Genomic DNA, 13530 nt, shown 5'->3' on the forward strand with positions numbered 1-13530 from the left:
TGATTTGATAATCGTTTATAGTAAACCGACTTTACAGCACTCCCATGACTAAAACACATGTACAGATAAAATTTACCTATCAGGATTATTTCCATACATCAGAAGATACGCGATACGAGCTTATCAAGGGGAAGAATTTTTTGTGGTGACTTCGCGAAGTGAATATCTTCAGCGCATATCAAGAGAACTCGAAGTAGATTTGAACTTTGTATTTTCATTGCGGTATGGATATGGATAAGAACGATTTAATTCATTTTTTCCAAACCGACTTTTTGTTTTGTTCTCGTTGCCTAAGAAGAGGGGGCGCGTGAATCAGATACTTATTGGGAAGGGTGAGCAGCCTGTTTACTTACCAGCTCAGTACGGCAACCGCCATGGTCTGATCGCGGGAGCCACTGGGACGGGTAAAACTATTTCCCTTATGGTACTGGCAGAGGGATTCTCACGTCTGGGTGTACCGGTATTCATGGCTGACATAAAAGGCGATGTCGCCGGCCTGGCGCTGGCTGGCATCACCAACGAGAAGATCCGTCAGCGCGTTGCTCAAATCGGCATTGAGGGTTATGCTCACGAGGCAAACCCGGTGTTGTTCTGGGACTTGTACGGCAAGGCTGGTCATCCGGTACGTACCACAATCAGTGAAATCGGACCAAACCTGCTTGGACGGATACTCGAAATTAACGATACCCAGGTTGGGACGCTTGAGATTGTTTTCAAGCTAGCGGACGACGAGGGACTACTATTGCTTGACCTCGACGATCTGCGTGCACTGCTCGGGTTTGTCACGGACAATTATAAGGAGATTTCGAAGCAGTATGGCCTGGTAAGCACACAGTCCGTGGCCGCTATCCGACGTGCACTGTTATCGCTTGAGCGGGAAGGCGGAAAGTCCATATTCGGGGAGCCAGCACTGGAGTTGAACGATCTGCTGCGTACCGACCTCAGCGGCCGCGGTATCATCAATATCCTTGCCGCAGACCAACTCATCTTGAAGCCACGATTATACTCGAGCTTTCTCCTATGGCTGCTGTCAGAGCTGTTTGAAAACCTGCCCGAGGTGGGGGATCTCGACAAACCCAAACTAGTGTTCTTCTTCGATGAAACCCACCTGCTATTTAATGATGCCCCCCAGATATTGCGCCAGCGGATTGAGCAGGTCGTGCGAATCATCCGCTCCAAAGGTGTTGGGGTGTACTTCTGCTCGCAATTTCCCGACGACATACCGAACGAGATACTAGGTCAGCTCGGGAACCGCATCCAGCATGCACTGCGTGCTTATACGCCGCGCGACCAAAAGGCAGTAAACACTGCAGCGGAAACCTTCGCTGCAAATCCGAAGCTTGATGTCGCCAAGGTCATATCCCAACTCGGAGTTGGCGAGGCCCTGGTTTCTATGCTCCAGGAAAAAGGCATCCCAATGCCGGTGGAACGAACAATAATCTGTCCACCACGCTGCCGGATGGGAGCAGTGACGTCCGAAGAACGTTCCATGGTGCGGTCGCGCAGTCCTATAGGCGGTAAATACGATTCACCAGTAAATCGCGAGTCGGCTTACGAGATCCTGAACCAGAGAACCGCTGAGAGGGAAGCAACCAGACCTGGGTCGAATCAGGCTGGGACAGAGAAACCGTCAGAACACGGGGGACTGGCTGGCGATCTGCTGTGGGGTACCAGGCATCGGCAGGGAATGGTGGAAATGATAGCAAAGCAGGCTGCACGTACTATAGGTAACCAAATCGGCAGACAAATATTACGCGGTGTGCTGGGCGGTATATTAGGAGGATCGCGTCGCCGTTAACGCTCTGGCTCTGCATCACCCTAATTGAAAGAATGACGAAGAATGGATGAAACGGGATGAGGATTACTATCATCTTTTTTACTTTACTTTACTTTCCATACCAATAACAAATAAGGAATACCATATGATTTACGAAGTAGCTGGAGATATTCTCTTAACAAAGGCACAGGCTATTGCCCACGGCGTTGCACCAAATGATGATTTTACCTCCGTTTTAGCTCTTAGCCTCCGCGAACACTGGCCAGCAATGTATAAGGAATTCCGCCACTATTGTCATACAATGCATCCAAAAGTAGGTGAAATCTGGATTTGGGCTGAACCAGAAGGAAGACGGATTGTTAATCTATTCACTCAGGAAGCTGCATATGGCCACGGTGCAAAACCGGGACGCGCCCGGGTAGAATATGTCAATCATACCTTACGAGCCTTGCATAAAGCAGTCGAATCAGAAAAATTTACAAGCCTGGCGCTCCCAAGACTTGCCTCAGGTGTCGGGGGGTTGAATTGGGAGTCTGTTTTTCCACTCGTCACAAAACACTTAGGAGAATTAACTATTCCCATTTTTGTTTATACGACATTCCACAAAGGAATGAAAGCAGATGAAAAGATTTAGAGGTGGTAGGACTGTCGGGTCAGAAAAATTTAAAATATGTACTTCTTTCTAACCGCTTATAACCTATATCCTCAGTTTGTACCTTTGAATCCGTTGTAGTAACTGCATTATGCAGCAGACTAACGATTTTACTTGACAGATTGGGCCTACTTTTTCCTTACACGAAGGAGAAATTACGTATGAAAAAACAGATGCCTCTTACTCTTGAGCTGGAACCAGGCACTTATCATTGGTGCACGTGTGGAAATACGAAAAATGAACCTTTTTGTGATGGTTCACATAAAGGAACGGCCAAAGTGCCCCATATGTTTAAAATTATACTGAAAAGGAAATATGTACTCTGTAATTGCTATTTAACAAGAAACCCGCCATTTTGCGATGGCGTATGTCGCCGCATTAAAGAAGAAGGGGCATGAAGTGATAATCTTCACGACAAGTTAATGAAATTTATCTTTTCTCCTGCTATTTTCCATCAATCCCATTCGTTCAATTCCAGTGGTGGCGTGATTGGTTTCCGGCATGAAACATCCCATAAAATAATAGTACCATCCTCACAACCCGAGGCTAACAGTTTACCGTCCGGACTGAATGCAATGCATCCCACGGATTCCGTATGACCAGCCAAAGCTTCGCCAACAGGTCTTCTGTCTTGTACGTTCCACAAAATAATTGTCTTATCTGCACTGCAAGAGGCCAACATGGTACCATCCGGGCTAAATGCGACCATCTCAACTGCGCCTTTATGGCCCGTTAAGGGCTTATCAACCGGCTTCCTTCCTGTAACATCCCACAAGACAACCGTTCCGTCATCACTGCCTGAAGCTAGCAACTTGCCATCGGGGTTAAATGCGACACTCTCCACCCACATGTTATGACCTTTCAGCGGATCACCGATTGGCTTCATAAGCCCGATGTCCCATAGAATTATATTGCCATCTACCCCACACGATGCTAATACCTTACCATTCGGACTGAAGGCTATGCCCTCTACCGGTTCATCATGCCCAATCCAAGGTTCATTATGGGGTTTCATGTCTGCAACATCCCACAAAACGATGCGTCCATCTGCACCGCACGAGGCCAATGTTTTGCCGTCCGGACTGAACGAAACACATTCCACCCATCCCTCGTGTCCGGATATGGCTATATCTCTAGACTTCATATTCATCAATTCCCACAGGATAACAGCACCATCTGCACCTCCAGACACCAGCATTTTCCCATCAGGACTAAAAGCAACACTCCACACTACCCCATCATGACCAAAAAGAGGTTCACCAAGCATTTTCATACTCGTTAGATCCCATAATATAATACCTCTATCCGTAGCCGAGGCCAATATTCCGGAATTTGGACTAAAAGCAACACCATTGACAGCCTTTTCGTGGTATGTCCACGATTTATCATCGAAATTTTTTTTGGATCGAGTAACTACATTTTGTAAAATTACCATGTCTTCGTTTGAGGCATGACAACTGCTGAGGACTATGCAAAGGCTGGTTGGGATAACTCCAACAACCACAAAAAATACACACACTACACGCGCATAATAATCAATCATTTTTTTATGAATCATCTTCTCGCACGCTATTCTTTCACCTGCATGAATAAAAACAGAACCCTTTCGTCATGTGAAACAGGAATCTTATGGTATCTGGTGTTATCATACGATAATGGATCGCTGACGATGACACTATAAAACAATGAAGACTTAGTCTATTTTTTTCTGCAAAAGCTCGTTGACCATTTTGGGATTTGCCTTGCCTTTGGTTTCCTTCATAACCTGTCCCACCAAAAAGACAAGTGCATTCTTTTTTCCTTTTTTATAATCTTCTATTGCAGATGGATTGCTTGATATAATTTTAGCTATTACTGCTCCAATGAATCCTTCATCGTTAATTTGCGTCAATTTCTTTTCTTCCACGATCACCTGAGGGTCATTGCCGGTTAGGATCATTTCAGAAAATACTTCTTTTGCAATGGTAGAACTTATCGTGCCTTTTTCAATCATTTCAACTAAAGCCGCCAACTGTTTTGGCCTGACCGGCAACTGATGAATGTCCAGTTTTTTTTCATTTACCTCCCTGAGTAAATCATTCGCAATCCAGTTACAAAAGACCTTTGGGCGATCTAAAATTTTTATACAGTCTTCAAAGAGATCTGCAAGGACTTTTTCTTCGACGAGCAGACTTGTGTCATAATCAGACAATTTAAATACTTCCATAAATCGCTGTTTTTTGGCCAGAGGAAGTTCCGGTATGGTTTCTTTTATTTCAGCAATCCATTTTCTATCAACCAACACTGGCAACAGATCGGGTTCTGGAAAATACCGATAGTCCTGAGCCTCTTCTTTGGAACGCATACGGGCACTTTTTTCGTTCACCTCATCCCATAACCTCGTTTCCCTATCAATCGTTTCCCCTCGGCCTAACGAATCAGTCTGCCTCTTTGTCTCATATTCAAGAGCTCTGAGAACCGACTTCATAGAGTTAAGGTTTTTTATTTCTACTCTGTTACCCAATTTTTCAGAACCTTTCTTTCTGAGCGAAATACTTGCTTCAAAACGCAGGGACCCCTCTTGCATTTTGCAATCAGACACTTCCGTATATAAAAGTATTTTTTTCAAGGTTTGCATGTAACTTTCCACCTCATCCACGTTCCTCATATCCGGGTAAGACACAATCTCAAGCAAGGGAACACCAGCCCTGTTGAAATCGACAAGACTGTAATCTGCACCAACTTCTTCAGGATGAATAAGCTTGCCTGCCTCCTCCTCTAAATGAACGTTATGAATGCGGATCCTGCTTACGAGGCCATTTACATGAATATCCATATACCCGTCGGCACCTAAGTTATAATAGTTTTGTGATATTTGGTAATTTTTTGGTAAGTCGGGATAATAATAACTTTTCCGGTCGAAATTTGTAAACTCATCAATCTTACAATTGAGAGCAATAGCAGCCTTCAAAGCATAATCAAAGGCCTTTTTATTCATTACCGGCAAAACTCCTGGCATACCGAGACATACCGGACACACTTGTGTGTTTGGCTCAATACCAAATTTCGTGCTACATCCACAAAACAATTTTGTTACTGTAGCTAACTCAGCATGAGTTTCCAAACCAACAACAACTTCATATTCCATGCGGAAAAGCCTTTTAATTATTCATTTTAATCTGTAGACCATTTCAATACAGGTTTCTTCATGTGAAAATCTGTTTCTCGCTCAAAGGCATATGCGATTTGTAATAATTTTTTCTCTTCAAAATGTTTTCCAAGAATCTGCATACCAATGGGCAACCCTTCTTTTGAAAATCCACAGGGAACAGAAATACCAGGGATCCCCGTTAGATTTGCAGGGATGGTATAAATATCAGAAAGATACATTTCTAAGGGATTTTTTGCTCTCTCCCCTATTTTGAAACCCGGGACTGGTGATGTTGGACAAATAATACAATCAACGTTTTGAAAAGCAACGTCGAAATCATTCTTTATTAAATTTCTGACTTTTGATGCCTTCAGGTAGTAAGCATCATAGTACCCGGAACTTAATGCATAGTTTCCTAACATAATACGACGTTTCACTTCGTTGCCAAATCCTTCAGAGCGGGTATGACAGTACATATCAATAATCCCGTTTGGCTTTGATGTTCGATACCCATACCTAACACCATCATACCTTGCTAAATTTGAACTTGCTTCTGCATTTGCCACAATATAATAGACTGCAACGGCAAACTCGGTATGCGGCAAAGATATCTCCACAACCTTTGCACCAAACTGCTCATACATTCTCAAAGCATTCTTTAATGCGTTATGGACATCCTCGTTTAAACCAGCATCAAAATATTCCTTTGGAATACCAATTCGTAAACCATGAACGCCAGAATCAATTTCATTTAAATAATCTGGAACCGGCACCTGCATGGAAGTTGAATCACGTAAATCATGACCGGCAATTACTTGAAGTAAAATAGCGGCATCTTTCACATCTCGCGTTAGAGTACCAATTTGATCCAGTGAAGAACCAAAGGCAATGAGACCAAACCGAGAAACTCTGCCATAGGTCGGTTTTACTCCAACAACACCGCAGAAAGCTGCTGGCTGTCTGACAGAACCACCGGTATCTGATCCCAAAGCCAAGATAGACAGGTCGGCAGCTATTGCAGCAGCAGAACCACCACTCGAACCACCCGGGACATAATCAGAATTCCATGGATTTCGAGTTATTTTAAAACTGGAGTTTTCTGTTGATGACCCCATTGCAAATTCGTCTAAATTTGTCTTTCCCAGTATTATAGCGTCTTCTTCTTTCAGACGTTTAACAACAAATGCGTCATAAGGCGGGATGAAATTTTCGAGGATTTTTGAGGCACACGTGGTATGCAAACCCTTTGTGCAAATATTATCTTTTATGCCTATAGGGATACCTGCGAGAATACCAACATTTTCGCCGTTCTCTATCTTTTTCTGTATTTGCGCAGCCTTTTTTATCGTTTCTTCTTCATTTATGGTGAGATATGCCTGAATATCATGATCAATATCTTTAATCCGTTTAATGAAATGCTCGACTAAATCTATCGGACGTATTTCTCTGGATATGATTTTCTTTTTTATTTGGAGTGCAGTATATTCAGAAAGTCTCAAAGACACTTCTCTTAAATCAAATATTTTTATTCAATTACCTTTGGCACTTTAAAAAAAACACCTTTTATGGCAGGAGCATTTAACTGAGTATCTTCCAGAGAAATCGAGGGTTCTACTATATCCTCTCTAAATATATTTGTTACGTCTATAGCACAGGACATTGGTTTAACAGTTTCAGTATTTAATCTGTTAAGTTTTTCGATATAGGATAATATATCGTTAAGCTGATGAACAAACGTTTCTTTTTCTATTTCAGAAAGTTCAATTCTGGAAAGATTGGCTACATACTCAATGTCCTTTTTTTTTATTTTCATACGCGCGTAACAAACAATTAATTTATTACAAAGCCTTTATTATCTTACCGGCACTAATACATCGCGTACAAACTTTAATCTTTTTTACTGTACCTTTGATGTTCGCTCTAACTCTTTGCAGATTTATTTTAAACTTTCTTTTTGTCTTTCCGGTAATTTTTCTTCCAACACCACCCTTCCATTTAGCTAAACCTCTGCGTTCTATCTGGTTTCCTACCTGAGTTTTTTTTCCACACATTACGCATACTTGAGACATAACGATACTCCCATATTTTTTTATTTTTACTATTGTTTTCAATTCATGTCATTTTTTTCTGCAATCTTCGCAAAATCCCTGAATCTGCAAACGATGAGATTCTGGTTCAAAGTTATTCTTTTTGCAGACTTCATCCTGCAATTTTTCAATCCTGTTTTCTACAAACTCGATTATTTTTCCACAGGTATTACAGACAAGATGATCATGGTGTTCGTACCCGTATACTTGCTCATAGTGTGCGTGCCTTTCACCAAAAATTACCTCCCTCAATAAACCACTTTTTACGAGTAAAGACAAGGTACGGTAAATAGTAGCCTTTGAAATTTTCAGCTTGTTTTGTCTGAGGTCAACTAGCAACTCATCTGCTTCAAAATGCTTGTGGTTTGCAAAGACACGGTCAAGTATTTTTTGCCTTTCTATGGTAAATTTTAATTTTTTCGATTCAAGGTACTCTCTGAATATATCCTCTTTCGAAAGCATAGCTCTTTTTAAATGTTATCCTTTCCGATAATATATTCCCTACTAAATAAAAAACCCATCCCGATAAATCGGGACGGGTTTTTTTTAATATTCCCGGCGGTAACCTACTCTCCCAGCTTTCGTCAGTACCATCAGCGTAAAAAGCTTAACTACCGTGTTCGGAATGGGAACGGGTGTTTCCTTCTTACTATGCCCACCGGAATAAATAATTTGATGAATGACTTAACGGTAACAATTGATACCAAGAATTGTGCATGATTAATCTAAAAAAGTCAAGCTTTTCGACTTATTAGTACCAGTCAGCTTAATACATTACTGCACTTACACCTCTGGCCTATCAACCTTGTAGTCTTCAAGGTGTCTCTCTTCCGAAAACGGAAAACGATATATAGTTTTAGAGTAGGCTTCATGCTTATATGCTTTCAGCATTTATCCTTTCCGTACGTAGCTACCCAGCTATGCCGTTAGCACGACAACTGGTGCACCAGAGGTACGTCCATCCCGGTCCTCTCGTACTAAGGACAGATCTCTTCAAATATCGCACACCCACGACAGATAGGGACCGACCTGTCTCACGACGGTCTAAACCCAGCTCGCGTACCGCTTTAATCTGTGAACTCCAGAACCCTTGGGACCTTCTCCAGCCCCAGGATGCGATGAGCCGACATCGAGGTGCCAAACCGCCCCGCCGCTATGGACGCTCGGGGGCGATAAGCCTGTTATCCCCGGAGTACCTTTTATCTGTTGAGCGATGGCGTTTCCACACACAACCACCGGATCACTAGGCCCTGCTTTCACACCTGCTTGACTTATAAGTCTCACAGTTAAGCTTCCTTCTGCCCTTACACTCTTCGTGCGGTTGCCAAACGCACTGAGGAAGCCTTTGGACTCCTCCGTTACTCTTTGGGAGGAGACCGCCCCAGTCAAACTGCCCACCTATAACTGTCCCAAACCCGGATTCACGGAATTTAGTTAGAATTTTAACATAATAAGAGTGGTATTTCAACGTCGACTCTGTCTTGGCCAGAACCAAGACCTCATAGTCTCCCACCTATCCTACGCATATTGTGCCAAAACCCAATAATAGGCTACAGTAAAGGTTCACGGGGTCTTTCCGTCTTGCCGCGGGTACGTGGCATCTTCACCACGACTACAATTTCGCCGAGTCCCTCGTTGAGACAGTACCCAAGTCGTTACGCGATTCATGCACGTCAGTAATTATCTGACAAGGAACTTCGCTACCTTAGGACTCTCATAGTTAGAGCCGCCATTCACCAGCGCTTCGGTTCTGAGCTTCACATTCTTTCGAATATTAACCCATCCCCTTAACGTTCTGGCATCGAGCACGCGTCAGTCTCTATACGTTGATTTTAAATCTTAGCAGAGACTTGTGTTTTTAGTAAACAGTCGCCCGGGTCTTTTCACTGCGGCCCCGAAATCTCGGGGCACTCCTTCTCCCGAAGTTACGGAGTAATTTTGCCGAGTTCCTTAACGAGGGTTCTCTCGAGCGCCTTAGGATCCTCTCCTCGCCTACCTGTGTCAGTTTTAGTACGGACACCATAATAGCTCGCAAACGAGGCTTTTCTTGAAAGATGCTCCGGTTACTTTTAGGCTTACGCCAACGTACTCACCTTTGGTGCTTTTCGCCTCGGATTTTCCTAAGGCACACCTTTGGCTTGAACAAACCGTGTCTAATAGATTTGCTAACCTTTACATCTTTGTCCCCCCATGCTCAACGCTATTACGGTGGCACAGGATTATTAACCTGTTGTCCATCATCTACGCCTTTCAGCCTCGACTTAGGCTCCGGCTAACCCTGGGCGGATTTACCTTCCCCAGGAAACCTTAGGCTTGCGGCGAATAAGATTCTCACTTATATTATCGCTACTTATACCGGCATTATCACTTCTATTTCGTCCAAGGGTCTTTTCAGTCCCTCTTCAGCCTGATATAGAACGCTCCCCTACCACTTTCGCAACTACGCATAGATGCAAAAATCCGAAGCTTCGGTAATAGACTTGAGTCCCGTAATATTTTCGGCGCAAGAATGCTCGATTAGTAAGCTATTACGCACTTTTTAAATGATTGCTGCTTCTAAGCCAACATCCTAACTGTCATAGCACTCTCACTTCCTTTATCACTTAGTCTATTTTAGGGACCTTAGCTGTCGGTCTGGGTTGTTTCCCTCTCGACAATGAAGTTTATCCCCCACCGTCTGACTCTTGTGGTACAGACAATAGTATTCGGAGTTTGATTGAATTTGGTAGTCTGGTGGACCCCAATACTCATTCAGTATCTCTACCCCTATTGTATAGTTACACAAGGCTAGCCCTAAAGCTATTTCGGGGAGAACCAGCTATCACCAAGTTTGATTAGACTTTTACTCCTCCCCTCAGTTCATCCCATCACTTTTCAACGTAAATGAGTTCGGACCTCCACGAACTTTTACATTCGTTTCATCCTGACCAAGGGTAGATCACCTGGTTTCGGGTCTACTATGCACTACATATTTGCGCATTTCACACTCGCTTTCGCTTTGGCTCCATCTAACAATAGACTTAACCCGCAATGCACAGTAAGTCGCCGGTTCATTATGCAAAAGGCACGCGGTCACACATAATTTTATAATAAAATCATAATGCTCCCACCGCTTGTAAGTACACGATTTCAGGTTCTTTTTCATTCCCCTAACAGGGGTGCTTTTCATCTTTCGCTCGCGCTACTTGTGCGCTATCGGTCGCTGAGTAGTATTTAGCCTTAGAGAGTGGACTCCCCTAATTCACATCCGCTTTCACGAGACGGGTGTTACTTGGGAAATTACAAAGAAAGCGTAATTTTTTTCACCTAAAGGACTATCACCTTCTATGGTTAGGCTTTCCTGCACTATTCGGTTAAAAACTACGTTTGTAACTTTCCAGACAGTCCTTGTACTGTCTAATGTAATTCCCACGACCCCGATTATGCAACACACAAGGGTTTGACACACAATCGGTTTGGGCTTTTTCCCTTTCGCTCGCCGCTACTAAGGAAATCGATCATTTCTTTTTTTTCCTGGAGTTACTGAGATGTTTCACTTCTCTCCGTTATCTTCGATATCCTATATATTCAGATACCGATACCACAGCATAAACCTATGGTAGGTTTCCCCATTCGGAAATCTCCGGATCACAGTTTGTTTGACAACTCCCCGAAGCTTATCGCAGTCTTCCACGTCCTTCATCATCTCTCAGCGCCTAGACATCCACCATGTACCCTTCATAGCTTGACAATTTATGTAATCTTCTAATCACACACAATTGAGGATCTAATTGCTACCCGTTAAGTATTCACTTTTCAAAGAACAAAACAACAAAATTTTACACCTTAAATTTTTTACAACAATTTAAAGTGGTGGAGATGAGCGGGGTCGAACCGCTAACCTCTGCCTTGCAAGGGCAGCGCTCTCCCAATTGAGCTACATCCCCTCTTTCTAATCTTTTGCTACAAGATAGTGGGCCTAAGTGGACTCGAACCACTGACCTTTCCCTTATCAGGGGAATGCTCTAAACCAACTGAGCTATAGGCCCAAGATTATCTCAATCCCTCTGGGCCCACGATCCCTAAAATTAGAAGTCCTGCGTGCGAAGCAGGCATATGATTACTCCTTAGAAAGGAGGTGATCCAGCCGCAGGTTCTCCTACGACTACCTTGTTACGACTTAGTCCTCCTCACAAAACACACCTTAGGCACTTCCTTCCTTTTCAGGTTAGGCCGGTGATTTTGGGTGCATCTTGCTTGGGTGGCTTGACGGGCGGTGTGTACAAGGCTCGGGAACATATTCACCGCGGCGTAGCTGATCCGCGATTACTAGCGATTCCTACTTCATGGAGGCGGGTTTCAGCCTCCAATCTGAACTGGGATCGGCTTTCTGGGTTTCGCTCCACCTTACGGCTTAGCATCCCTTTGTACCGACCATTGTAGCACGTGTGCAGCCCGGGATATAAGGGCCATGATGACTTGACGTCATCCCCACCTTCCTCCGTCTTGACGACGGCAGTTTCTTTAGAGTGCCCAGCATTATCTGTTGGCAACTAAAGACAAGGGTTTCGCTCGTTAGGGGACTTAACCCAACGTCTCACGACACGAGCTGACGACAGCCATGCAACACCTGTGATAGTTACGGACTGGATACCGTTCGTCACCTTTTCAGGCTTCTACTTCTACCATGTCAAACCCCGGTAAGGTTCTTCGCGTTGCATCGAATTAAGCCACATGCTCCACCGCTTGTGCGAGCCCCCGTCAATTCTTTTGAGTTTTAGCCTTGCGGCCGTACTCCCCAGGCGGGGCACTTAATGCGTTAGCTCCGGCAGAGAGATAATCAAAACCCCTCTACTTAGTGCCCATCGTTTACGGCTAGGACTACCGGGGTATCTAATCCCGTTTGCTCCCCTAGCTTTCGCACACTCAGCGTCAGTTATGGACCAGAGAGTCGCCTTCGCCGCCGGTGTTCCTTCTGATATCTACGCATTTCACCGCTCCACCAGAAGTTCCACTCTCCCCTCCCACACTCAAGCCATGCAGTATCGGATGCCGTTCTTCCGTTGAGCGGAAGGCTTTCACAACCGACTTACACAGCCGCCTACGTGCTCTTTACGCCCAATAATTCCGAACAACGCTTGCCGCCTCTGTATTACCGCGGCTGCTGGCACAGAGTTAGCCGTGGCTTCCTCTGGAGCCTTAGTCAAGCAAGTGCGCTATTAACGCACCTGCATTTCCTAACTCCCGACAGTGGTTTACAACCCGAAGGCCTTCTTCCCACACGCGGCGTCGCTTCGTCACCCTTTCGGGCATTGCGAAAGATTCTCGACTGCAGCCTCCCGTAGGAGTCTGGGCAGTATCTCAGTCCCAGTGTGGCCGACCACCCTCTCAGGCCGGCTACCCGTCTTCGCCTTGGTAGGCTATTACCCCACCAACTAGCTGATAGGACATTGACCCCTCTTCAAGCAAGCGGAACCTTTCGATTCCTCCTATTTGACTATTATTGCCGAAGCAACAATAATTTTATTGAGTATTAGCAACCCTTTCGGTAGCCCCAATTGCTTGGAACGTTGTTATTCCCATCTTGGAGGTAGGTTATCAATGCATTACTCACCCTTACGCCACTCGGTTTGCATCCCTTTCGGGACGCTCCCTCGTTCGACTTGCATGCCTAATCCACGCCGCCAGCGTTCGTTCTGAGCCAAGATCATACCCTTCATAAAATATTATAAAGGTTTCAAGTAGAACTTGAACATCTTAACTTCTTATGAACTCAAATAGCTGATTTTACATCAGCAGCACTACTCGCACGCATTTGACTTCTATTTTTTAAAAGAGCAATAAAACAACTACTCAACTAAGAAAGGTAATTATAACTTGATTTATAAATAAATCAAGAAAAAAA

At 44.2% G+C, this 13530-nt stretch carries 9 protein-coding genes, 2 tRNA genes and 3 rRNA genes; 3 read left to right on the top strand and 11 right to left on the bottom strand.

Features of this window, described 5'->3' with window-relative positions; all coding sequences use genetic code 11:
* Positions 1-307 precede the first annotated feature (307 nt).
* The 3 genes from BIY37_RS02175 to BIY37_RS02185 all read left to right on the top strand — a co-directional run bounded on the left by BIY37_RS02175 (position 308) and on the right by BIY37_RS02185 (position 2827).
* Positions 308-1798 carry a helicase HerA-like domain-containing protein gene (locus tag BIY37_RS02175; RefSeq protein WP_070066206.1) on the top strand — a complete coding sequence of 497 codons (1491 nt, stop codon included), beginning with the start codon at positions 308-310 and terminating at the stop codon, positions 1796-1798.
* 124 nt (positions 1799-1922) lie between these two features.
* Complete coding sequence (locus tag BIY37_RS02180) at positions 1923-2411, top strand: macro domain-containing protein (protein WP_070066231.1); 489 nt, start codon at positions 1923-1925, stop codon at positions 2409-2411.
* Positions 2412-2590: 179 nt separating this feature from the next.
* Positions 2591-2827, top strand: coding sequence for a CDGSH iron-sulfur domain-containing protein (locus BIY37_RS02185; RefSeq protein WP_070066207.1), 237 nt, complete (start codon positions 2591-2593; stop codon positions 2825-2827).
* 56 nt (positions 2828-2883) lie between these two features.
* Here BIY37_RS02185 and BIY37_RS02190 read toward each other — a convergent pair whose 3' ends face one another.
* The 11 genes from BIY37_RS02190 to BIY37_RS02240 form a co-directional block, all read right to left on the bottom strand.
* Positions 2884-3987, bottom strand: coding sequence for a WD40 repeat domain-containing protein (locus BIY37_RS02190; protein ID WP_070066208.1), 1104 nt, complete (start codon positions 3985-3987; stop codon positions 2884-2886).
* 135 nt (positions 3988-4122) lie between these two features.
* Positions 4123-5556: an Asp-tRNA(Asn)/Glu-tRNA(Gln) amidotransferase subunit GatB gene (gatB, locus tag BIY37_RS02195; RefSeq protein ID WP_070066209.1), complete on the bottom strand. Its 1434-nt coding sequence runs from the start codon at positions 5554-5556 to the stop codon at positions 4123-4125.
* Between the two features lie 26 nt (positions 5557-5582).
* Entirely contained in the window at positions 5583-7058 is a 1476-nt protein-coding gene (gene gatA, locus BIY37_RS02200) for an Asp-tRNA(Asn)/Glu-tRNA(Gln) amidotransferase subunit GatA (RefSeq protein ID WP_070066210.1), read from the bottom strand.
* A gap of 26 nt (positions 7059-7084) precedes the next feature.
* Positions 7085-7372, bottom strand: coding sequence for an Asp-tRNA(Asn)/Glu-tRNA(Gln) amidotransferase subunit GatC (gatC, locus tag BIY37_RS02205; protein ID WP_070066211.1), 288 nt, complete (start codon positions 7370-7372; stop codon positions 7085-7087).
* Between the two features lie 25 nt (positions 7373-7397).
* Positions 7398-7670, bottom strand: a complete 273-nt coding sequence (gene rpmB, locus BIY37_RS02210) for a 50S ribosomal protein L28 (protein WP_230402411.1) — start codon at positions 7668-7670, stop codon at positions 7398-7400.
* A gap of 6 nt (positions 7671-7676) precedes the next feature.
* Positions 7677-8108: a Fur family transcriptional regulator gene (locus BIY37_RS02215; protein ID WP_070066212.1), complete on the bottom strand. Its 432-nt coding sequence runs from the start codon at positions 8106-8108 to the stop codon at positions 7677-7679.
* A gap of 91 nt (positions 8109-8199) precedes the next feature.
* Positions 8200-8309, bottom strand: a 5S ribosomal RNA gene (rrf, locus tag BIY37_RS02220).
* Between the two features lie 67 nt (positions 8310-8376).
* Positions 8377-11376 (bottom strand): 23S ribosomal RNA (locus tag BIY37_RS02225).
* A gap of 120 nt (positions 11377-11496) precedes the next feature.
* Positions 11497-11572 (bottom strand) — tRNA-Ala (locus BIY37_RS02230).
* A gap of 27 nt (positions 11573-11599) precedes the next feature.
* Positions 11600-11674 (bottom strand) — tRNA-Ile (locus BIY37_RS02235).
* 82 nt (positions 11675-11756) lie between these two features.
* Positions 11757-13348: ribosomal RNA gene (locus tag BIY37_RS02240) — 16S ribosomal RNA — on the bottom strand.
* Together the 16S, 23S and 5S rRNA genes with 2 tRNA genes alongside form the textbook arrangement of a ribosomal RNA operon.
* Positions 13349-13530 lie beyond the last annotated feature (182 nt).

Origin of the sequence: Candidatus Brocadia sapporoensis (assembly GCF_001753675.2) — a bacterium.
Lineage (GTDB): Bacteria > Planctomycetota > Brocadiia > Brocadiales > Brocadiaceae > Brocadia > Brocadia sapporoensis.

Coding starts and splice junctions, on each gene's coding strand:
- BIY37_RS02180 (WP_070066231.1), top strand. CDS start 1,923: ATGATTTACGAAGTAGCTGGAGATATTCTCTTAACAAAGGCACAGGCT.
- BIY37_RS02215 (WP_070066212.1), bottom strand. CDS start 8,108: ATGCTTTCGAAAGAGGATATATTCAGAGAGTACCTTGAATCGAAAAAA.
- BIY37_RS02190 (WP_070066208.1), bottom strand. CDS start 3,987: ATGATTCATAAAAAAATGATTGATTATTATGCGCGTGTAGTGTGTGTA.
- gatB (WP_070066209.1), bottom strand. CDS start 5,556: ATGGAATATGAAGTTGTTGTTGGTTTGGAAACTCATGCTGAGTTAGCT.
- gatC (WP_070066211.1), bottom strand. CDS start 7,372: ATGAAAATAAAAAAAAAGGACATTGAGTATGTAGCCAATCTTTCCAGA.
- BIY37_RS02185 (WP_070066207.1), top strand. CDS start 2,591: ATGAAAAAACAGATGCCTCTTACTCTTGAGCTGGAACCAGGCACTTAT.